This is a genomic window from Achromobacter sp. 1L-A-4-B-C2 (assembly GCF_057291955.1).
This window is the reverse complement of the sequence record NZ_JBXAWP010000002.1, coordinates 1274294-1298043: the sequence shown is the minus strand read 5'-3', so window position 1 is coordinate 1298043 and position 23750 is coordinate 1274294. Positions and strand designations below refer to the sequence as shown.

Sequence of the window (23750 nt, the reverse complement as noted above, 5' to 3'; positions counted from 1 at the left end):
CGAGGATCGTTCACTGAATGGGGTTCGTGGCCGGGGCGGCCTGCGCGGCTTGCGCGGTGTCCGTGGGGGCGGGCGGGGTGTAGCCGCCGCCCAGCGCGTTGGCAAGATTGGCGTCAAGCTGGTAGGCGCGGATACGCAGATCGGTATCCATGCGCGCCTGTGTCAGCACGCCGGTTTGCGCGATCAGCACGGTGATGTAGTTGCCCAGCCCCGCCTTGTAGCGGTTAACGGCCAGGTCGTACGCGGCCTCGATGGCCTCGCGGGCCTGGCGCTGTTGGGTGCGTTCCTGTTCCAACAGGCGCAGCCCGTCCAGCGCGTCGGCCACTTGATGCACGGCGTCCAGCACGGCCTGGTTGTAGTCGGACACGGCAAGGTCCGCGTCGGCGCGGCGGCCGGCCAGGTTGGCGTTTAATTCGCCACCGTGGAAGATCGGCAACGTGACGGCCGGGCCGAAGCCGGCAGTGCGGGCGGCAGCGCCAAGCAGGTTGCCCGTGCCCAATGCCTGGAAGCCGGCGAATGCCGTCAAGTTGACGTTGGGATAGAACTCGGCCTTGGCGGTATCGATGGCGCTGCGCGCGGCTTCGGCGCGCCAGCGCGAGGCCACGACGTCGGGCCGGTGGCCCAGCAGGTCCAGGGGGATGGCCGTGGGCACGACGCCCGCGGGGGCGGTCAGGTCCACCGCAACCAGCGACTGCCCGCGCTGCGGGCCCGCGCCGGCCAGCGCCGCAACCTGATTGCGCAACTGCGCCAGCGTGGTTTCCGTCTGGGTCAGTTCAACCTTGCCGGCTGCCAACGAGGACTCAGCCTGCTTCACTTCCACCTGCGTGTCCAGCCCGGCGCTATAACGGCCCTGGGTCAGGGACAAGACGTCAGCGCGCTGCGCGATCACGCGCTTGAGCACGTCGCGTTGGGCAAAGGCGTTTTGCAGGTTCAGGTAGGCGCGTACGGTGGCGCTGGCGAGCATGTTGCGCGCGGCCTGGGCGTCGGCGGTGGCGGCTTCGCGCTCGGACACGGCCGACTTCAGGCGCGAACGGTTCTTGCCCCAGAAATCCAGTTCATAACTGAAATCGAGCGCCAGCCGGTTGTCGCTGACGACGGTGCCGCCCAGCGGGGCCGGGTAGATGTAGTCGGCCGACAGGTGTTCGCGATTCAGGGAGTAGTTTGCGTCCACGCGGGGCATCAGCGGGGCGCGGGCAGAGCTGACGGCGGCGTTGGCCTTGGCCAGTCGCGCTTGGGCAGCGCTCATTGAGGGGCTGTTGGCCAGCGCTTCGTCCATCAGGGCGTTGAGCTGGCTGTCGCCGTAGCGTTGCCACCATTGCGTGTTGGGCCAGGCCGTGTCGTGAGCCGTCAGCCCCAGTTTGGCCGCATCCAGCGCTACAACGGGTTCGGGCCCGGGTTCCATCAGTGCGCAGCCGCTAAGTGCCAGCACCAATACGGTAGAAAGAAGGCGTTTCATCCTGACTGTTTGCTGAAAGTAATTGATTAATCTGTATTTGCCTAGGCAAACATTATGCCAAATAAAAACCCCGGTTCCGGGGGCAAGCATTGGGGGACTGGCGGCGTCACCGTTCCGGCGCCGTGCCCGAGGCCGAGCCGTTGGCGATCATGCGACGCAGGAAATGCATCAGCTGCGTTACTTCATCGGCCGAAAAACCGCGCAGGTGATGATTGAGCGAACGGGCGATGTTGGGCGCGATTTCGCGGGCCTTGGCTTCGCCCAGTTCCGTCAATTCAATCTTCACGACACGGCGGTCCTGCTGGCTGCGGTTGCGCCGCAGCAGGCCTTTTGCCTCTAAGCGGTCAAGCGCGCGGGTCATGGCGCCGGTGTCCATGTCGTTCAGGCGGGCCAGTTCGGCCGGGGTGTCGGCGCGCCCCAGAAAGACCATGGCCAGCGGACGCCATTGCATCGCGGTCAGGTCAAGCGGGGCCATTTCCTGGTCCAGCATTCGGGTCAGCGAGTGATAGACCAGCTTGATGAGGTAGCCGGCGTTCTCTTCCCCCATGCAGCGGTGATCGCTGCGGTAATGGACGGGGGAATCGGCGGCGGGCGGGGCAGTTTCGGCATTCATGGGCCGAATTTTACTGCCTAGTCAGTTATTGTCAAGGCTGCGAATTCGGCGCGTTATGGGCCTCGGGCGCGCCCTTGCGCAGGCCCGACCAGACGATTGCGGCGACGATCAGGGCCGCGCCCGCCATCATGCGCGGCGTGGGTTCCTGGCTGAACAGCGCCCATGCAAAGGCAATGGCATAGACCGGTTCCAGCGCAATCACCAGCCCGGCCGTGCGTGCGTTAAGCCGCGTCAGGCTGGAGACAAACAGGTAGTGCGACAGCCCCGTGCAGAACACGCCCAGCAAGGCCAGCCAGAACCAGTCCACCGCCGGCAGCGCCGGCAGCTGGCCCACCGCAAACGGCACCATCACCAACGCCACGACGACGTTTTGCCAGCAGGCCACCTGCATCGGGTCCATGCCGGACGCAGAGCGGCGGTTGCTCAGGGCAAGCAGTGCAAACGTCAGGCCGGACAACAAGCCCCAGGCCAGGCCTATGGTGCCCTGGTCCGCCAGGTCGAAAGACGGGGTGACCAGGATGAGCCCGGCCGTGACCAGACCCAGCAACATCCATTCGCCGGCGCGGATGCGTTCGCGAAAAAGCAGGCCTTCGAATAGCGTGATGAAGGCCGGGAAGCTGGCGAAGCCCAGCGTGGCAATGGCGATGCCCCCAACCTTGACCGAAATGAAGAACGTGACCCAGTGCGCGGCCAGCAGCGCGCCGGCCAGCACCAGCACGAATAGTTGCGCGGGCGTCAGCACACCCAGCAGCGGCTTGCCGCGCAGCCGGGCAAAGACCCCCAGCGAAATTACCGCGAAGAGGGCGCGACCCAGCGTGATGACGGCGGCGCTGGCTTGTATCAACTCGCCGAAAACGCCGGTCAGGCCGAAAAGCACGGCGGCAATATGGATATTCGTTAGAGCGCGTTGTCGGGTCATGCCTGGGGTGTCGATGCCAAAAAGCGATGTTGGGGCGTGCAAATCGGCTTGCACTGAATCTAAAATCATCGCATGAATCGTATTGCCAAGCTTTTGCCGCTCTATAGCCCGTCCGGTCGCGCGGCCGGAATCCTCATGGCGATGCTTGGCGCGGTGCTGTTTTCCGCGAAGGCGATTGTCGTCAAGTTCACCTATCGCTATGGGATTGACGCCGTTACGTTGATCGCCTTTCGCATGCTGTTCGCGATGCCGTTCTTCGCGGCGGTGGCCTGGTATCAGTCGCGCCGCGCCGCGCGGGGCGAGATCGTCGTCATGACTCCGAAGGAGCGCGTGCAGGTCATCGTGCTGGGGCTGCTGGGCTATTACCTGTCCAGCTTCCTGGATTTTCTGGGGCTGCGCTATATCACCGCCAGCCTTGAACGCTTGATCCTGTTTCTGTCGCCATCGCTGGTGGTGCTGCTGTCCGCGTTCTGGTTCAAGCGCCCCATCGAGCGCCGGCAGTGGCTGGCCATGGTGCTGTCTTATACGGGCGTGGTGCTGGTGTTCGCCCACGACCTGTCCTTCGGTGCCGGCAACGAGGTGCTGTTAGGGTCTTTGTTCGTTTTTGGCTCGGCGGCAAGCTATTCTGTGTACCTGATTTGTTCGGGCGAACTGATCAAGCGGGTCGGGCCGACGCGCCTGGTGGCCTACGCCATGCTGGTGTCGTGCATCGCCTGCATCATCCAGTTTTTTGTGATCCACCCGCCGTCAATGTTGATCCAGCCGGCGGGTGTGTATGGATATTCCGTTATTCACGCCACCTTGAACACGGTGGTGCCGGTGTTCATGCTGATGTGGGCGGTATCGCTGATCGGCGCGCCGACGGCCTCGTTGCTGGGCATGATGGGGCCGGTGTCGGTGCTGTTCCTGGCGTCGTGGTTCCTGGACGAGCCCATCACGGTATGGCAGATGGCGGGCACGGCCTTGGTGTTGACCGGCGTATTCGCATTGATGGGCGGCGGCGCCGGCAAAGCGGCACCGGTCGCCCCGCGCGAGGCCCCGCTGCCGCCGCGTTGAAATCTGGTTTTCTTGGTTTATTCGCATCACTTTCATTTAAAGGAGGCCAGCATGGCCAGCAATCTCGTCAAGGCAATTCGTATCGAGCAACACGGTGGTCCCGAAGTCCTGAAGCTGGTTGACGTGGAAGTGCCGGCGCCGGCCGCCAATGAAGTCACGATCGAACAGCACGCCGCTGGCCTGAACTTCATCGACATTTATTTCCGCACGGGCCTGTACCCCCATCCGTTGCCGCATGGCCTGGGCTTTGAAGCCGCCGGCGTGGTTACCGCCGTGGGCGCTGACGTCAAGCACCTGAAAAAGGGCGACCGCGTCGCGTACGGCCAAAGCCCCATCGGCGCGTACGCGCAGGCGCGCAATGTGCCCGCCAACCAGGTCGTGAAGGTGCCCAAGGGCATCGGCTTTGACGAGGCCGCCGCGCTGATGCTCAAGGGCTTGACGGTGCAATACCTGTTCCGCCAGACCTATCGCCTGCAAGGCGGTGAAACCATTCTGTTCCACGCGGCCGCCGGCGGCGTGGGCCTGATCGCCTGCCAATGGGCCAAGGCCCTGGGCGTGAAGCTGATCGGCACCGTGTCCAGCCCGGAAAAGGCCGAACTGGCCCGCGCCAACGGCGCTTGGGAAACCATCGACTACTCGCGCGAAAACGTCGCCGAGCGCGTGCTGGAATTGACCAAGGGCAAGAAAGTGCCGGTTGTGTACGACGGCGTGGGCAAGGACACCTGGGAAACCTCGTTGGACTGCATCGAGCCGCGCGGCCTGATGGTCAGCTTCGGCAACGCGTCCGGTCCGGTCGCCGGCGTCAACCTGGCCGTGCTGAACCAGAAGGGCAGCCTGTACGTGACGCGTCCGTCGCTGGGCGTGCATGTGAACACGCTGGAAAAGCTGCAAGCTGCCTCGGAAGAAGTGTTTGACCTGGTCTTGAAGAAGAAGATCAAGGTGCGCATCGACCAGCGCTATTCGCTGGAGCAAGCGGGCGAAGCGCAGACCGCGCTGGCCTCGCGCAAGACCACCGGCGCCACCGTGCTGATGCTGGACTGATCCGCCAGAATCGGCTGCCGCCCCTGGGCCGGATCATGCCGTAGCCGGCTGAACCAGGGCCGGGCAAGACGCGCAATGCGCGGCTTGCCCGGCCCTTTTTGCTGCCGCGCGCCGTGCGCAGAATGACAAATTCCCATGCACGGCCCGACAAGCCTGCGCGCAATGCCGTTGCTATTCTGGCTCCACACTTTTTGTTGGAGCGTTCAGATGTCTTCAGCACGCAGCAGCGCCACCGACACCGCCGCCAGCGACCGCCCCGAACTGGCCGCCATCCGGGAATTCATGCTGATAGACGGGCAGCCGGTACACGAAGGGCAGGGCCAGTCGATCCCCGTGTACGACCCAGCCACCGGCCGCGTCATCGCCCACCAGCCCGATGCAGGACCCGCCCAGGTGGATCTGGCGGTGCAAGCGGCGCGGCGCGCCTTTACCTCGGGCCCGTGGCGCGACATGCTGCCCGCCGGGCGCGAACGGCTGCTGCTGAAGCTGGCCGACCTGCTTGAACAGCACGGTACGGAACTGGCCCGTCTGGAAACGTTGAACAACGGCAAGCTGCTGGGCATTGCGCAGGGGCTGGAAGTGGGCGCGGGGGCACAGTGGCTGCGCTACATGGCCGGATGGGCCACCAAGATCACGGGCGACACACTGTCGCTGTCGATTCCGTTTCCCCCGGCGTGCAGTACAGCGCCTACACGCTGGCGCAGCCGGTCGGGGTGGTCGGCGCCATCATTCCGTGGAATTTTCCCTTGTTGATGGCGGTGTGGAAGATCGCGCCCGCGCTGGCCACCGGCTGCACCGTTGTCCTCAAGCCCGCCGAAGAAACCCCGCTGACCGCGTTGCGGCTGGCCGAATTGGTGCTTCAGGCGGGCTTTCCACCGGGCGTCGTCAATGTCATCACTGGCCGTGGCGAGACCACCGGCGCGGCGCTGGTCGCGCATCCGGGGATCAACAAAATTGCCTTCACCGGCTCTACCGAGGTCGGCAAGCTGATCGGCCGAGCCGCCATGGACGACATGAAGCGCGTGTCGCTGGAACTTGGCGGCAAATCCCCCGTCATCGTGCTGGATGACTGCGACGTGGACCGCGCCGTGCAAGGCGCCGCCGCCGCCATCTTCTTCAACCAGGGTCAGGTATGCACGGCGGGTTCGCGCCTGTACGTGCAACGTGGCCTGTATGACAAGGTGGTGCAGGGGCTGGCCGACGTGGCCGCCGGCATGACGCTGGGGTCGGGCTTTGATCCCGCCACGCAGATCGGGCCGCTGATTTCGGCGCGCCACAAGCAGCGTGTCATGGACTACATCGGTATCGGCCGCGCCGAAGGCGGGCGGGTACTGGCCGGGGGCGTGGCAGGCGATGGCGATGGCTACTTCGTGCGTCCCACCGTGATCGCCGACGTACCGCAACAAGCGCGCATCACTCAGGAAGAAATCTTCGGGCCCGTCGTCGTGGCGCAATCGTTCGACACGCTGGATGACGCGGTGCGTCTGGCCAACGACAGCGCGTTCGGATTGGGCGCCAGCATCTGGAGCAACGACCTGACGCGCGTGCAGCGCCTGATCCCGCAAATCGATGCGGGCACGGTGTGGGTCAACACGCACAACATGCTGGACCCCAACATGCCGTTTGGCGGGTTCAAGCAATCGGGCGTCGGCCGCGAACATGGCAGGGCGGTGATTGAGATGTATCTGGAGAAGAAGTCGGTTTGCATCGCGTACTAGCACGCAGGATGCAGGACGCTTCGCCCGACGAAACCGTGGCGATCGCGCGCAGCCACCCACTGACGCTTGAGCTTACCCATCCGGTCAACGACGCCAACCAGATTCAAATGCAGTACATCCACGACCTCAAGGTCGAGAACGGGCCTGGGATGCACGGCGTGCAGCTGCGCTACGTCTACGCCTTCCAGGGAATCGGATCATGACACCAGGAGAATATCGATGATTGCGCTGCAAGCCAGATCACGGGCGTTGCGGGTGGGCCGATGGGCGCTGTGCGCCGCCTTGGTCAGCGCCACGGGCCTAGCCTGGGCCGACCTGCCCATAGAAGAGCTGAAGGGCGGCACCCGCTTGCCCCCGGCCAACGCGCACCGGCTATACGTCGTGGACGTGGCCTTCAACCATATGGTCGACAGCCGGATCCACGTCTACGACGGTGACACCGGAAAATTTCTCGGCCTGGTGCCCACATCGCTCAACGGCCACATGACGGTATCGGCCAACGGCCAGGACATCTACGTCATGACGTCCTATTACGAGCGGCTCAATCGCGGCAAGCGCACCGACGTCATCGAAGCGTGGGACGCCGAAACGTTGACGCCGAAGTACGAAGTGCCGATTCCGAACAAGCGGGCGCAAGCGCTGAACTATCGCAATTATCTGCGCCAGACCACGGACGGTGAACTGCTGTTGGCGCAGAACGCCACGCCGGCCACGTCAGTCACCGTGGTCGATCTGAAAACGCGTCAGTTCACCGACGAAATCACGGCGACGGCGGGGTGCTGGAGCGTCATCCCGTTGCCGTCCCGCCCGCGCAGCTTCACCACCCTCTGCGGTGATGGCGCGCTGCTAACCATCGACCTGGACGCCGCGGGCAAGCCCGCCGCCCAGCAGCGCAGCAAGCCGATGTTCGACGTGGAAAAAGACCCCGTCTTCACGCACACCGAGAACCTGGGCGACACCTTCTACTTCGTGTCTTTCAACGGCAACGTCTACACCGCCGATTTCAGCGGCAAGGATGTGCAATTTGGCGCGCCATGGTCTTTGCTGGATGCCACCGGCAAAGATCGCGGCTGGCGGCCCGGCGGCTACAACCTGCTGGCCGTCAACCGCGCGTTGAAGCGGCTGTACGTGGGCATGCATCCCAACGGAGCGGAAGGCACGCACAAGAATCCCGCTGCCGAGATCTGGGTCTACGACCTGGAATCCCGCAAGCGCATCGCGCGCGTGCCGGGCAAGGGCGCCGTGTCGATGTCCGTTTCGCAGGACGACCAGCCCCGCCTGTTCACCATCGACGGCAGCAACGTCAGCGTGTTCGACGCCGCGCCGACGGCGCCGGTTTTCAAGACCACCATTCAGGCTGCGGGTGAAACCGCGGTGCAGGTCGAGCCGCAACCCGTCCGGAGCACGCCATGAATGATCCCGTGCTGTTCTACGGCGCCAGCGCCGCGCTGGCATGCGTGCTGCTGTTGGGCGCGCTTGAAAAGATCAAGGACCTGACGGCGTTCACAGCGGCCGTATCCGGTTACGACCTGCTGCCGGCCGGCCTTGTGGGCGTGTTTGCACGAGGCTACGTGCTTGCCGAGATCGCGGCGGGCGCATTGCTGCTGATCCCGGGGCGCCAGCCGCTTGGCGCCGCGCTGGCCTTGGGCGTGCTGGCCGTGGCAACCCTGGCGCTGGCGATCAACCTGGCGCGCGGGCACCGGGATATCGATTGCGGATGTTCGGGGCCGGTTGCCAAGGCGCCGGGTGCGCCGCATGGCGGCCTGACAGGGTGGCTGGTGCTGCGCAACGGCGCGCTGGCGCTATGGACGCTGCCGGCGTTGGCATCGCTGTCGGGTCATGCGCGCGGCCTGCAATGGGCGGACGCCGCCGCCGTGTTCGGCCTGGCGATGACCGCCGTGGGCCTGTACTTCACCGCCAATCACCTATTGGCCTCGCATCTCAAGCTACGGAACCTTTGAAGGAGTTTCATATGGATGCCTTGATCATTTCCAATTTCCTGTTGTGGGGCGTCGTGCTGTGCCTGGTGCTGGTCATCCTGGCCCTGTCGCGCCAGATCGGCGTGCTGTATGAACGCGTGGCGCCGATGGGGGCGCTGACGATGGACAAGGGCCCCGCCGTGGGCGAACCCGCGCCGCACTTTGCCTTGCCCGATCTGCTGGGCCGCCGCATCACCATCGGTGAACGCGGCCAACACAGCCAGCTGCTGTTCTTTCTGTCGCCCACCTGCCCGGTGTGCAAGAAGCTGCTGCCCATCCTGAAATCGGTGGCCGCCACGGAAAACGCGTGGTTGCGCATCGTGCTGGCCAGCGATGGCGAGATGCCCGAGCATCTTGCGTTCTACAAGCAGGCTGGCCTGGAAAGATTCCCCTACGTGCTGTCCACCGAACTGGGTATGAAGTTCCAGGTCAGCAAGCTGCCTTACGCGGTGCTGCTCGATGAAACCGGCACCCTGCGCGCCAAGGGGCTGATCAACTCCCGCGAGCAACTTGAAAGCCTGTTCACGGCCAAGGAACTTGGCGTGGCGTCGGTACAGGAATTCCTGGCCGCGGGCACGCTGGACGAAACCCAGATTTCCCGCAAGGAGAGCCGCAATGCACTGGCTGGATAAATTGGGAGAGCGCGCCACGCGTTCGGTCGCGCACGCCACGTCGCGGCGCAGCGTGTTGAATCGCATCGGCAAGCTGCTGGTCGGCACCGCGTTTCTGGTGCCGGTGCTGCCGGTGGCCCGCTCGGCGCCTGCCGCCGCGAAGAAGCCGCAAACCGACGCCACGGCTTGCGACTACTGGCGCTATTGCGCGGTGGACGGGTTTTTATGTTCGTGCTGCGGCGGCAGCATGACATCGTGTCCGCCCGGCACCTCGCCGTCCGCCGTGTCGTGGGTGGGCACCTGCCATAACCCGCTGGACGGCAAGGACTATCTGATCAGCTACAACGACTGCTGCGGCAAGACGGCTTGCGGCAAGTGCATGTGCGCGGCCGCCGAGCGCGAGCGCCCGGGCTATCAGATGTTCCTGCACAACGACGTGAACTGGTGCATGTCGAACGAGTCCTCGATCTTTCACTGCACAACGTCGGTGATCGTGGGCATGGCCAAACCGCAGCCGAAGGCGCCGGCCAAACCATGAGGCTGGGCGGCGACGCGCGCATGCGACGGCGGTGCTTGGCAACGGCCTTCGTCCTGCTCTTGGCGGGGCAGGCGGCGGCCCAGGGCGATACCGCCCCGACCGACCGCCTGCGGCAGGCTGCCAGGGCCGACTACGTCCTGCAATGCGCGGGTTGCCATCGCGGGGATGGTCGCGGCAGCAACCCGCACGGCGTTCCCGATTTTCGGCAGTCGGTGGGAGCGTTCGTGCACTTGCCCGCCGGACGCGAATATCTGGTCCGGGTGCCGGGCGCCGCGCATTCGCAGCTGAGTCATGCCGAGCTTGCCGACGTGCTGAATTGGGTGCTGACCGAATTCAGCCCGGCCCAGTTGCCGGCGGATTTTGTTCCCTATGACGAAGCGGAAGTGGCCGCGGCCCGGCCGCGCCGTTATGACGATGTGGTGCCCGTTCGGCATGAATTGGCCAAGGCGTTGGCGGCAATAGGCTTCACCTTGTCTGATTATTCTTACGGTAATGACAGAAAGCCCTAGTCCGGACAATTTTTAGGGGTTGTCACCGATACTCGCCCGCCAGGCGTGGTGCTAGAAAGAGGCAGCATCCATCCACCGAACGCTGTAGCTGTGCCACGGGGCTAGCCGATCCAGGCACAAAAGGCACGCCGTTTCCAGACGCCGGAGTCGCCATGTCATCGTCCTTGTTGCGCAGCACGCCCAGCCATTTTCTGGATTGCGCCAGCTGGCAGGAAAGCATCAGCAGCACCTTCGTACCGTTGGAAGTATCGGCGGTATCTTCCGCGCGCTTTCGCAATAGCGTGGCGGTGGATTCGCTGGGTTGGATGCACGTTAGCGAATTGCGCAGCAGCGCGCAGCGCGTGCGCCGCAGCAAGCTGCTGGCGGGCCAGTCCGAGCAGGCGGGCTACAAAGTCACGCTGCAACTGTCGGGCCGCAGCGAAATTCGCCAATCCAGTCGCAGCGCCTTGCTGACGCCGGGGGAATGGAGCATCTACGACACGACGCGTCCCTACGAGGTTGACGTTGACGAGGGTGCGCATTTCCTGGTGATGCAGGTGCCGGGCAAGCATGCCGAGACCTGGCAGCCGCACATGCACAACGCGGTGGCGCGCAGCTTCAGCGCACGGCAAGGCTGCGGCCGCATGGCGATGGATCTGCTGCGGGTGGCGCTGAACGAGCACGCCCATCTGTCAGAAAGCGCCGCGCGCGACGCCGCCAACGCGGTGCTGCAAATGATGGGGTTGGATATCAGCGAGCGGACGGGAGGGCAGCTCGAACAAGACCAGATCGGGGTCAAGCAGGCGCAATTGCGGCGCGTGCAGCAGCACATCATGGAAAATCTGCACGATCCAAATCTGTCGCCGGGCTCGACCGCTGCGGTGTTTCGGATGTCGCGCCGCTATCTGTACAACCTGTTTGCGCTGGCATCGACGACGCCGGCCGAATTCATTCTTGGCACCCGGCTGGAACGCAGCCGCGACGTGCTGCGCGATGCCACGCAGTCGGCGCGGCAGATCGGTGATATCGCGTATCGCTTTGGATTTTCAGATGCGGCGCGCTTCAGTCACGCTTTCCGCAAGCGCTTCGGTGCGTCGCCGTCAGAATATCGGCGGCAAGGGCGTTGACGGGCTGAGCCGACGGTAGAAGGCAGGGGCCGACAGCGCAAGTGTCGGCCGGTATTTACAGTTGCTCTTCGTTGATCAGGTCTTCTTTGCCGTAGAACTTCACGCCGATGTGAATGCGGTCGCGACCTTGCGCGCGGCGATGGCGGTTGGTGTCGCGCAGCGAATACACGCAGCCGCAATATTCCTGCTGATAGAAGTTTTCGCGCTTGCTGATTTCGATCATGCGGGCCGAACCGCCGCCTTTGCGCCAGTTGTAGGTCCAGTAGATCAGATCGTCGTAGCGGGCGGCAGCGCGTTCGCCGCAGCCGTTGATCTGGTTCATGTCTTTCCAGCGCGAAATGCCCAACGAGCTGGTGATGGTGTCAAAGCCGTGCTCGTGCGCGTACAGGGCAGTGCGTTCAAAGCGCATGTCGAAGCAGGCGGTGCAGCGTTCGCCGCGCTCGGGAGCGTCTTCCATGCCCTTGACGCGGTCGAACCAGTTGTCCATGTCGTAGTCGGCGTCGATGAATTCGATGCCGTGCTGCTCGGCAAAGCGGATGTTTTCCTGCTTGCGGATCTCGTACTCTTTTACCGGATGAATGTTCGGGTTATAGAAGTAGATCGCGTAGTCGATGCCGGAAGCCGTCATGGCTTCCATGACCTCGCCAGAACAGGGCGCGCAGCACGAGTGCATCAGCACTTTGCTCCGGCCGGCGGGAAGGTCAAGCTTGGGGCGGACGAGTTCGGACATGGCGTGCAAGGGAAAAAGACGAAAAACGCCTTATTTTACCGCGAGTTGCCGCGCCCGGGCCGGCGCTTGGGCGATGACCCGGGCCACCACTCGGCCCAAGGTCACGTGTCACCCAAGCTGTGCCCCTGGCTGTGACGCCGGCTGTGCCCCCGGCTGCGGCCCCATCACCGAATCCCACAGCTCGCGCACCGCCGTGCGTTCGTCCACCAGCTGATCCGGGCCCACCCGCGCCTTTTCCACGCCCTGCATGCGCAGCTGATGCTGCACGCGGCGCAAGGTGCGGTAGGCGTCGGCGGCGCGTGCCGCGAGCTCGGGCGCGATCAGCCCGGCTTCGCCCGCCAGGCGCAACAGCGTGATGTTGCCCAGGTTCTTCACAAACACAGGGTGCGTGCCCGCATAGCAAAGCACCAGGTACTGCGTCACGAATTCCACGTCGACCATGCCGCCGCGGTCGTGTTTCAAATCAAACTGCTGGCTGGTGTTGGGATGGCCGGCGTTGATCTTTTCGCGCATGGCCAGCACTTCGTTGCGCAGGGCGGCGGGGTCGCGCGGCTGCACCAGGATCGCCTCGCGGATGGCTTCGAAACGGGCGCCCACGTTGGTATCCCCAGCCGCAAAGCGCGCGCGGGTCAGCGCCTGGTGTTCCCAGGCCCAGGCATGCTTGTGCTGGTATTGCTCGAACGCTTCCACGGATACGGCTAGCAGCCCGGCGTCGCCATCGGGCCGCAAGCGCAGGTCCACTTCATACAGCCGGCCCGACGAAGTCATCGTCGACAGCCACGACGTCATGCGACGGCCCAGCTTGGCGTAGACCTCGGCGGCGTCCTCGCGCGCATCGTCGAACAGAAACACCAGGTCCAGATCGGACGCGTAGCCCAGTTCCTTGCCGCCCAGCTTGCCGTACGCGATGACGGCGAATCGGGGCGGCTCGCCTTCCAGCTTGTTCACCAGCGGCCAGGCGCGGCGAATGGTCTCGGTCAGCAGCAGGTCGGCCAGCGCCGACAATTGGTCGGCCAGCTTTTCAACCGTGAGTTCGCCTTCCAGATCCTGCGCCAGCAGCTGGAAGCTGGCCTGGCGCTGTACGTCGCGCATCAGGTTCATCTGACGCTCGATGTCCGGCGAGCCATCTGGCAGTCGGCAAGCATCCAGGTCGGCGGTCAACTGCCGCGCGATCTGCGCGAAGTCCAGCGGTTGGAACAAGGTGCGCCAGTCGATCAGGCTGTCCAGCAACAAGGGGTGCTGCGTCAGATACTGCGCGGCCCACGGGCTGGCCGCCACCATGCGCGCCACGCGCGCCAGGGTGTCGGGGTATTCGGCCAACAGCGCCAGGTAGGCGCTGCGCTGGGCAATTTTCTCGATCAGGTCAAACAGGCGGACAGCGGCGTTCAAGGGCGCCGGAGTCTGCCGCGCGGCGCGCAGCGCGGCGGGCAGCAGGGCTTCCATGCGGCGGCGGCTGCTTTCGGGCAGGCTGCGTACGCGATGGCTGCCCAGCAGGGTCTCGGTACGCCGCAACAGGTCTTGGGCCTCGTCGCCGAAAGCCTGGCGGATCTGCTCGGCCAATTCGCATTCGTTGTCAGGCTCTTCGGCGTCGTCAGCGGCCTCGCCCGACGTGCCGGTGTCCTCGGCATCGCCCATGCCCACCATGCGGAACACGTTGCGGAACGTTTGCGAGACGAATTTGCGGTGCGCGGCCAGCGTGCTTTCAAAATCGTCATGGTTCATGCCCAGCGCGGCGGCCAGCGCAGCTCGCTGTTCGGCGTCGCCGGGCAACAGATGCGTCTGTTCGTCTTCGCGATACTGCAAGGCGTGTTCGGTGCGGCGCAGGTAGCGATAGGCCTCTTCAAGGCGGCGCGCGTCGTCCTCCGGCACCAGCCCGGCCACGCGCTCGGCGTGCAGCGCTTCCAGAAGGCCGCGTTTTTGCAGGGCGGGCATGCGACCGCCGCGTATCAGTTGTGCCAACTGCACCACGAATTCGATCTCGCGGATGCCGCCGTCACCCAGCTTGATATTGTTGGCGCTGTCGATGCCGTTGCGCGCCATGGCGCGACGTTGCCAGTCTTGGCGGATACGTTCGCGCAGCGCGCGCAGCGCGGCCAGCGCATCAAAGTCAAAATACTTGCGATAGACGAACGGCACCCGCAGGCTTTCCAACTGGCGGGCCTGGGCGGCGCTGTCGCTGCCTTCAAACGCCTGGGCGGGCATGAGGCGCGCCTTCAACCAGGCATAACGTTCCCATTCGCGGCCCTGGCCGATCAAGTAGTGCTCCAGCGCGTCCAGACTCCAGGCCAGCGGGCCGGCGTCGCCGTCGGGTCGCAGGCGCAGGTCCGTGCGAAATACCTGGCCGTTCGCATCCACTTCCGAAATCACCGGCATCATGCGCCGGGTGAGCCTACCGTAGAACTCGTGGTGGCTGATGCGGCGCGGGCCGTCGGTTTCGCCTTCTTCGCCATACAGCATGATCAGGTCGATGTCCGAGGACACGTTCAGCTCGCACCCGCCCAGCTTGCCCATGCCGACGATCAGCATTTCCTGGGGCTTGCCGGTGGCCGGGTCGCGCGGCACCCCGTGCACGGCCGCCAGGTCGGTGGCCACGCTGCGGTAGGCTTGCGCCACCGCGATGTCCGCCAGTGTGGTCATTGCGCCGACCACTTCTTCCAGATCGGCCTGGCCGGACAAGTCCCGCACGATCAATACGCTGAATACGCGTTCGCGTAATTTGCGCAGCACCATGCGGCAGGTGTCCACGGGCAGGATGTCCGGCGCGTCGGGGCCCGCCAGTTCGGCCTGCCATTGCGCCATGCGAGCGGCCGTGACGGGCTGCTGCACGGCCTCTGCAAGCCAGGCGGCCAGGTCGGGATGGGCGTCCAGTCGGCGGCGCAAATGACCGGACCAGGCAAGGGCGGGGGCAAGCAAAGAGGGCGAGGACATGGCGTGGAGGCGGCAGACGAATGGACGCGTTTCAGGTATAAGTGGGGACGATACCGCAAGACATATTCTCCTGCCCACCGATCCGTGTCTGTTTCAAAAAAAGCCCCCGTGCCGCGCACGCGTAGCGTGCTCTGCTGCCTGTTCTGGGCCGCGCTGATCATCTATGGCGTGGTGGCGGTCGGCTTTCTGAGCGTGCGCTATTGGGTATTGCCCCGTGTGGGCGAATGGCGTCCACAGATCGAAGCGTACGCCAGCGAAGCACTGGGTGCGCGCGTCACCATCGGGGACATCAAGGCCGAGTGGCAGGGCCTGAACCCCCGGTTGGACCTGACCTCGGTTCAAGTCGTGGACGACAGCGCCACGCCAGTTCTGTCCCTGCCTTCCGTATCCGCCGTGCTGGCGTGGCGCAGCGTGCTGACTTTGTCGCCCCGCCTAGTGCGCTTGCAGGTGCGCAAGCCTGAATTGACCCTGCGCCGCGATCCCGATAATCATCTGTGGGTGGCTGGCCAGAACATCGATCTGAATGCCAGCGATCATCGGTCCGACCTGGACCACCCCGCATTGCGCTGGCTGGTGCGCCAGCGCGAATTGGCCATCAATGACGCGACCATCATCTGGCAAGACGATTTACGCCGCGCGCCCGCGCTGCCGTTGACCGGCGTTGACTTCGTCATGCGCAACGGCAGCCTGTCGCATCGCTTCGTGCTGCGCGCCTCGGCCGGTGATGCGTTGGCGCGCAAGGTCGAACTGCGTGGCGAATTCAATCGCAGCCTGTTCGCGGCGAATTCGGCCAATCCCGCCAACTGGAGCGGCCAGCTTTATACAGAGCTTGATGACGTCGAACCGCAGGCGTGGGCGCCGTGGGTACCGGCCCCCGTCATCTCGGGACGTATCGCCGCCCGTGCGTGGCTGCAACTTGAACGCGGCAAGTTCACTGACCTGACGACCGACGTGGCGGTACGCGGCGTGGACTGGGCGGCCGCCAAGGACGGTACGGCGGTACGCGGCGCATCGGCGCAATTTCGTTTGCAGGGGCTGCTCGGGGATTTTTTCCAGGTGGACGGGGTGCCGTTGGCGCGTAGCCCGGGGGCCGCCGATGTATCGCTGAAGGGCGCGGCGCAGCACCTGCAAGTGACGCTTCCGGGCGTGTTCCAGGAGCCGACCCTGATCGCGCGTGAATTAGCCGTGGATGCGCAGGTGAAAGGGCCGGATGCCAAGAACTGGTTTGTCGATGTGGCCCGATTGCATGTGGTGAACGACGATCTGGACGTGCGCTTGCAGGGCCAGTGGAAGCGCGAAGGCAAGACGGCGGCGGGCAGCGTCGACATGCGCGGCACGATGGTGCGTGGCGCCATGTCGGCCATCCATCGCTACCTGCCGCTAGAAGTCAACGCCGACGCCCGCGAATGGCTGGCGGGGGGCTTGCCCGCAGGCGAAATGCGGTCGGCCTCCATCTTGCTCAAGGGCGATCTGGACGATTTTCCATTCGCCGCGCCGAACGCCGTGGGCGAATTCGTCATCGCCGGCGCGTACGCCGGCGCCAAGGTCGATTACGCGCCGCCCGGTCAGCGACGCAAGGGCTGGCCCATGTTGGAGAACCTGTCCGGCAATTTCCGTATCGACAAGGTCAGCCTGACGCTGGATAGCGCCGGGGGCGCCACTGCGAGCACCGGGCCGGGGCAGACGCTGAATATGGGGGCGGTGACAGCCACGATCCCCAACATGGACCAGGGCGCGGAATTGTTGCTCAACGGCGAGACGTACGGTCCGGTGTCGGCCTATTTGGCGATGGCGGCCAATTCCCCGCTTGGCGGGTTGCTGGACGGGGCGCTGGACGAGGCGCGCGGCACCGGCGACTGGCGGGTGCCGCTGAAACTTAAGGTGCCGTTGTTGAACACCGACGACACGCAGGTGCAGGGTCACATCCTGTTCTCGGACAACAGCTTTACCTTTATGCCGGAAATGCCCTTGCTCAAGGAGATGCACGGCGATCTGGAATTCTCTGAAAAAGGGGTGCAGACCAAAGAGCTGCGCGCGCAGTTCCTGGGCGGGCCCGTAAAGATTTTCGGCACCCTGGCGCAGAACTCGGACGCACTTCAGTTTGAAGGGACACTGACGGCGGGCGGATTGACGCAACTGGGCAATATGCCCTCGATGTCGCGCTTTTCGGGCAAGACGGCCTACAAGGGGCGGCTGGGCTACCAGAAGGGCGGGTCGGTCGAGATCTCGATGGAATCGAATCTCTCGGGCATGGCCATCGACATGCCGGCGCCGGTGGGCAAAGCGGCTTCGTCATCGCAATTACTGAAATTGCAGTGGGGCGCGGCCCAGGACCGCGGCACGAAAGACCGCCGCTGGCTGACGGCCAGCCTGGGCGAAAACGTCAACGCGCTGTTCGAGCGCGACCCGGCCGACGCGTCTCCGTCTTACTTTGCCCGCGGCGCGTTAGGCATCGGCCGGCCCGCCAGCCTGCCGGATCGCGGAATGAGCCTGAACGCCAGCTTGCCCGAACTGGACATGGACGGCTGGGAAGCCGTAGTGAACGGCTTCGATACGCCGTCGGGCAAAAGCGGTGGAAAAAAAGCCGCTGCGAAGCCGGTCTTTCCGCCGCCCGAACGCATCAGCCTTGCCACCGGCATGTTGCGCGCCAGCGGCTACACGCTTAATGACCTGACGCTGTATGCCATGCGTCCCGGGCCGTCTCAATGGCGGGTGGACATCCAGTCGCGCCAGGCTACCGGGTCATTGGAATGGCAGGAGGCCTCGGGCGCGATTGCGGGCCAGATCAAGGCGCGGATGAAGCACCTGGCGTTCGGTGGCGAGGGCGACTCCAACGAAGCCGATAAGGCCCTGGCGTCAGGCAACGATTTATCCGATATTCCCGCCATCGACCTGCAAGCCAAGGAGTTCTTTCTATATGGCAAGAACGTGGGCGAGCTTCAGGTGGTGGGCACGAACCTGGAACGCGGGCGCCAGTGGCGGCTGGACAAACTGACGATCACCAACGATGCCGCCAATCTGAACGCCACCGGCACGTGGCGGCTGGAAGGGCCGGATCGCGGCTTGAGCGTGGACGCCAACGCCAACTTCGTGGACTTGGGCAAGTTCATGAACCGCATCGGCTTTGAGAACGTCGTCTCCGCAGGCTCGGGCACGGCGCAGGGCAAGGCAACCTGGCGCAATCTGCCGTGGACGCACAACGTGGCGGACGTGTCGGGCGAGGTCGATATCAGCCTGGACAAGGGCCGATTCATGCATGTGAACTCCCGTACGGCGCGGCTGTTGGAGCTGTTGTCGCTGCAATCGCTGCAACGGCTGGCGCGGTTGGACATCAACCCGACCAACCTGCTGCGCGACGGATTTCCGTTCGATACCATCCGGGGCCGCGTGAAGATGGCCGATGGGAAAATGTCCACCGAAGGCTACAAGATCAACGGGCCCGTGGCGGCAATTGTCCTGGCGGGCGGCGTCAACATCATCAGCGAACGCTGGGACTTGAAGGCGGTGGTCATCCCCAATCTGGACGCCAGCGGGGCAGCCATAGTGACGGCACTGGCCGTGAACCCACTGATTGGCCTGGGCGCTTTTGTCACGCAATGGCTGCTGAAGCAACCCCTGGCGCGCGCGATGACGATGGAATATTCCGTGACGGGTAATTGGGACGATCCGCAGATCGAGCCCATCGAGGCGTCGGGCAAGTCGGGCGAAAAGTCGGGCGATAAGTCGGGCGATAAGCCGGCAGATAAGCCGGCAGACAAGCAGACGCCGCGTCCCTTCACGGCCCCCGCGCGTGGCGCCATGCCGGAATTCATCGAGCATTAGAGCCGGGCCAGGTAACCAGGCCCATAAAAAAACCGCCTGTATGCAATGCAGGCGGTTTTTCTTTGATGCGAGGCGTCGGCTTACCGAACGTCGGCTTACCGAACGTGGGCTTACTTCTTCTTCATCATGTCGAAGAATTCGGCGTTGGTCTTGGTGGCGCGCATCTTGTCCAGGATGAACTCCATGGATTGCACTTCGTCCATGTCGTGGATGAACTTGCGCAGCACCCACACCTTTTGCAGCAGGTCGGGGGCAATCAGCAGTTCTTCGCGGCGCGTGCCCGACTTGTTCAGGTTGATGGACGGGTAGACGCGCTTTTCAGCCAGACGACGTTCAAGGTGGACTTCGGAGTTACCCGTGCCCTTGAATTCTTCGTAGATGACTTCGTCCATGCGGCTGCCGGTTTCGATCAGCGCCGTACCCAGGATGGTCAGCGAACCGCCTTCTTCCAGGTTACGGGCCGCGCCGAAGAAGCGCTTGGGGCGTTGCAGGGCGTTGGCGTCCACACCGCCGGTCAGCACCTTGCCGGAGGCCGGCACAACGGTGTTGTAGGCGCGGGCCAGACGGGTGATCGAGTCCAGCAGGATCACGACGTCTTTCTTCATTTCGACCAGGCGCTTGGCCTTTTCGATGACCATTTCAGCCACTTGCACGTGGCGCGTGGCGGGTTCGTCGAAGGTCGACGCCACCACTTCGCCGCGCACCGTGCGCTGCATTTCGGTCACTTCTTCCGGGCGCTCGTCCACCAGCAGGACGATCATGACGGCGTCGGGGTAGTTGGTGGTGATGGCATGCGCGATGTGCTGCATCATCACCGTCTTGCCGGACTTGGGGCTGGCGACGATCAAACCGCGCTGGCCCATGCCGATCGGGGCGAACACATCCAGGATGCGGCCCGTCAGGTTTTCTTCGCTCTTGATGTCCCGTTCCAGGCGCATCGTGCGGTTCGGGTGCAGCGGCGTCAGGTTCTCGAACATGATGCGATGCTTGATCGCTTCGGGCGCCACGCCGTTGACCTTGTCCACCTTGACCAGCGCAAAGTAGCGTTCGCCGTCTTTCGGCGTGCGCACTTCACCTTCGATGGAATCGCCGGTGTGCAGGTTGAAACGGCGGATCTGCGAGGGCGAGATGTAGATGTCGTCCGTGCTGGCCAGATACGAGGTCTCGGGCGAGCGCAGGAAACCGAAGCCGTCAGGCAGGACTTCCAGAACGCCGTCGCCGAAGATCTGCTCGCCTTGCTTGGCGCGCCGTTTCATGATGGCGAACATCAATTCCTGCTTGCGCAGGCGGTTGGCGTTCTCGATTTCCAGGCCAGCGGCCATTTCGAGCAGCTGCGAAACGTGCAGCGCCTTCAGTTCGTTGAGGTGCATCGCGGTGAATGTGGGGGAAAAGTAAAGGAGGGTTCTGGCGGCGCGCCACGGACGGGCTCGCGCGGTATTGAATGAGCGCCGCCTCCAGGGCGGCGCCTTCGTTCACAGCACGCGGTTTACAACGCGCCGTCCAGGAATGCGGTGAGTTGCGACTTCGACAGCGCGCCAACTTTGGTGGCGGCGGCTTGGCCGTCTTTAAAGAGCATAAGGGTGGGGATGCCACGGATGCCGTACTTGGTGGCGGTGCCCTGGTTTTCGTCCACGTTCAGCTTCGCGATCGTCAGGCGACCTGCGTACTCGGTGGCGACTTCTTCCAGGATCGGGGCAATCATCTTGCAGGGGCCACACCAGGCAGCCCAGTAGTCCACCAGCACCGGCTGGCCGGATTTCAACACATCGGCATCGAAGCTTGCGTCACTGACGTTCTTGATTTGGTCGCTCATGATGGTGATTCTCGGTTCGGCAGCAAAAGGCGCGTAAAAAGGGACGCGCCTTGCCGTTGTTCTTGTATGTGGAATGGGCTAAAGCATACCACTGTCAATAACAACAGGCATACCACTGTTAATAACAACAGGGTTTGCTGGTTTTGTGTAGGATGTTGCGGCGCAGTCGTTTGCGATTCGGGCCATCAAGCCCTGACGCGCCGGCTGTGACTGTCATCATCCTACCGAATTCGGAGTTGGTCAGGTCGTGCGCAACCCACCGGGAGCCGCGCAGAATCTAGGCTTATCCGTAAAATGTCGGTTTTTTTCCACAGATGTTGGGGATAACTTGGCCACTCCACGTTACACCGAGGCGTCCATTCGCGTCCTGAAGGGGCTGGAGCCCGTGCGCCAGCGCCCGGGCATGTACACCCGCACCGAAAACCCCCTGCACGTTGTGCAGGAGGTCATAGATAACGCCGCAGACGAGGCCTTGGCCGGCTACGGCAAACAGATACAGGTCACGCTGCACAGTGATGGCAGCGTGTCCGTCGAGGATGACGGCCGGGGCATCCCCGTCGGCCTGCATCCCGAAGAAGGCGCGCCCGTCGTCGAATTGGTCTTCACCCGCCTGCACGCGGGCGGCAAGTTCGACAAGGCGGGCGGCGGCGCCTATGCCTTTTCGGGCGGCCTGCACGGGGTGGGCGTTTCCGTCACCAACGCGCTGGCGACCCGGCTTGAAGTCGTGGTCTGGCGCGACGGCGCGGTCAACCGCCTGGTCTTCAAGGGCGGCGACGTTGCCGAACCCCTGGCGCCGTACGACCAGGGCGGCCGCAAGAAGTCGGGCACCCGCGTGCGCGTTTGGCCCGACGCCAAATACTTCGACAGCCCCAATATTCCGCTGGGCGAACTGACGCACCTGCTGCGCAGCAAGGCCGTGCTGCTACCTGGCGTGAAAGTCACGCTGGTCAACGAGAAAAGCGGCGACACCAAGACGTGGCAATACCAGGATGGCCTGCGCGGCTACCTGGCCGAAGCGCTGACCGGCGCCGAACTGATGGTGCCGTTCTTCGAAGGCCAGCAGTACGCCGGGGCCGACCACGAGAACTTCGCCGAAGGCGAGGGCGCCCAGTGGGTCGTGGCCTGGACCGAAGACGGCAACGCCGTGCGCGAGTCCTACGTCAACCTGATCCCGACGCCGGCCGGCGGCACGCACGAATCCGGCCTTCGCGAAGGCCTGTTCGGCGCCGTGAAGGGCTTTGCCGAATTGCACAGCCTATTGCCCAAGGGCGTGAAGCTGCTGCCCGAAGACGTGTTCGCCCGCGCCAGCTTTGTCTTGTCGGCCAAAGTGCTGGACCCGCAGTTCCAGGGCCAGATCAAGGAACGGCTGAATAGCCGCGATGCTGTGCGTCTGGTGGGCGGCTTTGCCAAGAGCGCGCTGGATCTCTGGCTGCACAGCAACGTCGAATACGGCAAGAAGCTGGCCGAACTGGCAATTCGCCAGGCGCAGGCGCGCCAGCGCTCGGCCCAGAAGGTCGAAAAGCGCAAGAGCTCCGGTGTGGCCGTGCTGCCCGGCAAGCTGACCGATTGCGAATCCAGCGATGCCAGCCGCACCGAAGTGTTCCTGGTCGAGGGCGACTCCGCGGGCGGGTCCGCCAAGATGGGGCGCGACAAAGAATTCCAGGCCATCCTGCCGCTGCGCGGCAAGGTGCTCAATTCCTGGGAAGTGGACCGCGACCGGCTTTTTGCCAATAACGAAATCCACGACATCTCGGTGGCGATCGGCGTAGACCCCCACGGCCCCAACGACACGCCGGACCTGTCCGGCCTGCGTTATGGCCGCATCTGCATCCTGTCGGACGCAGACGTCGACGGCTCGCATATCCAGGTCTTGCTGCTGACGCTTTTCTACAAGCACTTTCCGAAGCTGGTCGAAGCCGGCAACGTGTTCGTGGCCAAGCCGCCTCTGTTCCGGCTGGATGTGCCGGCGCAGGGCAAGCGCCCCGCCCGCAAGATCTACTGTCTGGACGAAGGCGAGCTTGAAGCCGCGCAAGACAAGCTGCGCAAGGAAGGCGTGCGCGAAGGCGCCTGGTCCGTCAGCCGCTTCAAGGGCCTGGGCGAAATGAACCCGGAACAACTGTGGGAAACCACCATGAATCCGGACACGCGCCGCCTGCTGCCCGTGGGCTACGGCGATCAAACCCCCGAAGACACCACCCGCATGTTCGACATGCTGATGGGCAAGGGTGAATCCTCGCAGCGCCGCGCCTGGATCGAGGAAAAGGGCAACCTGGCAGAGCTGGACATCTGATGACGTCCACCTTGCCCGACCCCGCTTCCGACTCCGCCCGCATGACCGTCGACATGACGGCTGACGACTACGCAGAGTTCGCCGCCTATGTATACCGGCGGCCCGAACTGCGCCGGCGTCGGTATCGTTCGCACCTGCGCTTTGGCGTGCTGATGATCGTGGCGCTTTTTGCCTATCTGGTCTGGCAGACCTGGGACGGCAAGGGGCCCAACTGGTCGCAGATGCTGCCCGTGTATTTCGAAGGGCTGGCGGTCGGCCTGGGCATTTTGGTGCTGTTGGCGCTGGCGTATGAATTCGTCCTGCCACCGCTGGTCCGGATGAACACGCGCCGCATGCTCAAGAAGCAGCCCGACGACCTTTTCCTGGGACGGCATCAGCTGGACTTTGGCCCCGACGGCATTCTAGATACCACCGGCAGCGCTTCCGGCCGGATGGAATGGTCGGATATCCGTCGCGTCGAGGAAACGCCGCAGCACCTGTACGTCATTCTGGGCACCTTGCAAGGCGTGATCATTCCCAAGCGCGGCCAGGACGCCGCCACGCTGGCAGCGGTGCGCGCCCAACTGCGCGCGCATGTCGCCGACACCCAGCTGGCCCCCTCCGCGTAAGGGCGCATTGACG

19 protein-coding genes and 1 pseudogene are annotated in these 23750 nt (G+C 64.1%); 13 read left to right on the top strand and 7 right to left on the bottom strand.

The features are described 5' to 3' along the window. Positions 1-10 precede the first annotated feature (10 nt). The 3 genes from AC0Z35_RS13305 to AC0Z35_RS13295 all read right to left on the bottom strand — a co-directional run bounded on the left by AC0Z35_RS13305 (position 11) and on the right by AC0Z35_RS13295 (position 2988). Complete coding sequence (locus AC0Z35_RS13305; protein ID WP_485132120.1) at positions 11-1456, bottom strand: efflux transporter outer membrane subunit; 1446 nt, start codon at positions 1454-1456, stop codon at positions 11-13. A 106-nt stretch (positions 1457-1562) separates the two neighbouring features. Further along, positions 1563-2069, bottom strand: coding sequence for a MarR family winged helix-turn-helix transcriptional regulator (locus AC0Z35_RS13300; RefSeq protein ID WP_082134389.1), 507 nt, complete (start codon positions 2067-2069; stop codon positions 1563-1565). 31 nt (positions 2070-2100) lie between these two features. Beyond that, entirely contained in the window at positions 2101-2988 is an 888-nt protein-coding gene (locus AC0Z35_RS13295) for a DMT family transporter (RefSeq protein WP_104145731.1), read from the bottom strand. A 72-nt stretch (positions 2989-3060) separates the two neighbouring features. On the opposite strand from AC0Z35_RS13295, the gene AC0Z35_RS13290 reads away from it, so the two are divergent. From AC0Z35_RS13290 to AC0Z35_RS13245, 10 genes and pseudogenes are all read left to right on the top strand, one after another. Then, a complete protein-coding gene (locus AC0Z35_RS13290) occupies positions 3061-4044 on the top strand; it encodes a DMT family transporter (protein ID WP_485132119.1) in 984 nt (327 codons plus the stop codon). Positions 4045-4095: 51 nt separating this feature from the next. Continuing rightward, positions 4096-5085 (top strand): quinone oxidoreductase family protein, encoded by a 990-nt coding sequence (locus tag AC0Z35_RS13285; protein WP_046803725.1) that lies wholly within the window; start codon positions 4096-4098, stop codon positions 5083-5085. 207 nt (positions 5086-5292) lie between these two features. Beyond that, positions 5293-6803 (top strand): annotated as a pseudogene (gene styD / locus AC0Z35_RS13280) (phenylacetaldehyde dehydrogenase StyD). Then, positions 6788-7006, top strand: a complete 219-nt coding sequence (locus tag AC0Z35_RS13275; protein ID WP_485132118.1) for a hypothetical protein — start codon at positions 6788-6790, stop codon at positions 7004-7006. Before styD ends, AC0Z35_RS13275 begins: the two are co-directional and overlap by 16 nt. A gap of 16 nt (positions 7007-7022) precedes the next feature. Further along, a complete protein-coding gene (locus AC0Z35_RS13270) occupies positions 7023-8216 on the top strand; it encodes an amine dehydrogenase large subunit (protein WP_485132117.1) in 1194 nt (397 codons plus the stop codon). Further along, on the top strand, positions 8213-8764 hold the full coding sequence (locus AC0Z35_RS13265) for a MauE/DoxX family redox-associated membrane protein (protein ID WP_219992027.1): 552 nt from the start codon (positions 8213-8215) through the stop codon (positions 8762-8764). Before AC0Z35_RS13270 ends, AC0Z35_RS13265 begins: the two co-directional genes overlap by 4 nt. A gap of 11 nt (positions 8765-8775) precedes the next feature. Next, entirely contained in the window at positions 8776-9414 is a 639-nt protein-coding gene (mauD, locus tag AC0Z35_RS13260; RefSeq protein ID WP_485132116.1) for a methylamine dehydrogenase accessory protein MauD, read from the top strand. Beyond that, complete coding sequence (locus AC0Z35_RS13255; protein WP_104145725.1) at positions 9398-9931, top strand: methylamine dehydrogenase light chain; 534 nt, start codon at positions 9398-9400, stop codon at positions 9929-9931. The genes mauD and AC0Z35_RS13255 overlap by 17 nt, the downstream gene beginning before the upstream one ends. 35 nt (positions 9932-9966) lie before the next feature. Next, the gene (locus AC0Z35_RS13250) at positions 9967-10440 is read left to right on the top strand and encodes a c-type cytochrome (RefSeq protein ID WP_485133312.1); all 474 of its coding nucleotides are present in this window, start codon (positions 9967-9969) and stop codon (positions 10438-10440) included. 152 nt (positions 10441-10592) lie between these two features. Continuing rightward, positions 10593-11546, top strand: a complete 954-nt coding sequence (locus AC0Z35_RS13245; protein WP_485132114.1) for an AraC-like ligand-binding domain-containing protein — start codon at positions 10593-10595, stop codon at positions 11544-11546. Positions 11547-11601: 55 nt separating this feature from the next. Here AC0Z35_RS13245 and AC0Z35_RS13240 read toward each other — a convergent pair whose 3' ends face one another. Together AC0Z35_RS13240 and glnE are read right to left on the bottom strand one after the other, a co-directional pair. Beyond that, positions 11602-12276, bottom strand: a complete 675-nt coding sequence (locus AC0Z35_RS13240) for an epoxyqueuosine reductase QueH (protein ID WP_006218530.1) — start codon at positions 12274-12276, stop codon at positions 11602-11604. 108 nt (positions 12277-12384) lie between these two features. Continuing rightward, positions 12385-15204, bottom strand: coding sequence for a bifunctional [glutamate--ammonia ligase]-adenylyl-L-tyrosine phosphorylase/[glutamate--ammonia-ligase] adenylyltransferase (gene glnE / locus AC0Z35_RS13235; RefSeq protein ID WP_485132113.1), 2820 nt, complete (start codon positions 15202-15204; stop codon positions 12385-12387). Positions 15205-15312: 108 nt separating this feature from the next. On the opposite strand from glnE, the gene AC0Z35_RS13230 reads away from it, so the two are divergent. Continuing rightward, positions 15313-19026 (top strand): YhdP family protein, encoded by a 3714-nt coding sequence (locus AC0Z35_RS13230; RefSeq protein WP_485132112.1) that lies wholly within the window; start codon positions 15313-15315, stop codon positions 19024-19026. 110 nt (positions 19027-19136) lie between these two features. Here AC0Z35_RS13230 and rho read toward each other — a convergent pair whose 3' ends face one another. Both rho and trxA read right to left on the bottom strand, forming a co-directional pair. After that, positions 19137-20396 carry a transcription termination factor Rho gene (rho, locus tag AC0Z35_RS13225; protein WP_006218533.1) on the bottom strand — a complete coding sequence of 420 codons (1260 nt, stop codon included), beginning with the start codon at positions 20394-20396 and terminating at the stop codon, positions 19137-19139. 116 nt (positions 20397-20512) lie between these two features. After that, positions 20513-20839 carry a thioredoxin TrxA gene (gene trxA / locus AC0Z35_RS13220; RefSeq protein WP_006218534.1) on the bottom strand — a complete coding sequence of 109 codons (327 nt, stop codon included), beginning with the start codon at positions 20837-20839 and terminating at the stop codon, positions 20513-20515. Positions 20840-21167: 328 nt separating this feature from the next. Between trxA and parE the strand changes: the two genes are divergently transcribed. Further along, on the top strand, positions 21168-23129 hold the full coding sequence (gene parE, locus AC0Z35_RS13215; protein WP_046803714.1) for a DNA topoisomerase IV subunit B: 1962 nt from the start codon (positions 21168-21170) through the stop codon (positions 23127-23129). Then, on the top strand, positions 23129-23737 hold the full coding sequence (locus tag AC0Z35_RS13210) for a YcxB family protein (RefSeq protein ID WP_485132111.1): 609 nt from the start codon (positions 23129-23131) through the stop codon (positions 23735-23737). Before parE ends, AC0Z35_RS13210 begins: the two co-directional genes overlap by 1 nt. Positions 23738-23750: the final 13 nt, after the last annotated feature.

Coding starts and splice junctions, on each gene's coding strand:
- AC0Z35_RS13285 (WP_046803725.1), top strand. CDS start 4,096: ATGGCCAGCAATCTCGTCAAGGCAATTCGTATCGAGCAACACGGTGGT.
- mauD (WP_485132116.1), top strand. CDS start 8,776: ATGGATGCCTTGATCATTTCCAATTTCCTGTTGTGGGGCGTCGTGCTG.
- rho (WP_006218533.1), bottom strand. CDS start 20,396: ATGCACCTCAACGAACTGAAGGCGCTGCACGTTTCGCAGCTGCTCGAA.
- AC0Z35_RS13265 (WP_219992027.1), top strand. CDS start 8,213: ATGAATGATCCCGTGCTGTTCTACGGCGCCAGCGCCGCGCTGGCATGC.
- AC0Z35_RS13300 (WP_082134389.1), bottom strand. CDS start 2,069: ATGAATGCCGAAACTGCCCCGCCCGCCGCCGATTCCCCCGTCCATTAC.
- AC0Z35_RS13210 (WP_485132111.1), top strand. CDS start 23,129: ATGACGTCCACCTTGCCCGACCCCGCTTCCGACTCCGCCCGCATGACC.
- AC0Z35_RS13240 (WP_006218530.1), bottom strand. CDS start 12,276: ATGTCCGAACTCGTCCGCCCCAAGCTTGACCTTCCCGCCGGCCGGAGC.
- glnE (WP_485132113.1), bottom strand. CDS start 15,204: ATGTCCTCGCCCTCTTTGCTTGCCCCCGCCCTTGCCTGGTCCGGTCAT.
- AC0Z35_RS13245 (WP_485132114.1), top strand. CDS start 10,593: ATGTCATCGTCCTTGTTGCGCAGCACGCCCAGCCATTTTCTGGATTGC.
- AC0Z35_RS13295 (WP_104145731.1), bottom strand. CDS start 2,988: ATGACCCGACAACGCGCTCTAACGAATATCCATATTGCCGCCGTGCTT.
- trxA (WP_006218534.1), bottom strand. CDS start 20,839: ATGAGCGACCAAATCAAGAACGTCAGTGACGCAAGCTTCGATGCCGAT.
- AC0Z35_RS13305 (WP_485132120.1), bottom strand. CDS start 1,456: ATGAAACGCCTTCTTTCTACCGTATTGGTGCTGGCACTTAGCGGCTGC.
- AC0Z35_RS13290 (WP_485132119.1), top strand. CDS start 3,061: ATGAATCGTATTGCCAAGCTTTTGCCGCTCTATAGCCCGTCCGGTCGC.
- AC0Z35_RS13270 (WP_485132117.1), top strand. CDS start 7,023: ATGATTGCGCTGCAAGCCAGATCACGGGCGTTGCGGGTGGGCCGATGG.
- AC0Z35_RS13255 (WP_104145725.1), top strand. CDS start 9,398: ATGCACTGGCTGGATAAATTGGGAGAGCGCGCCACGCGTTCGGTCGCG.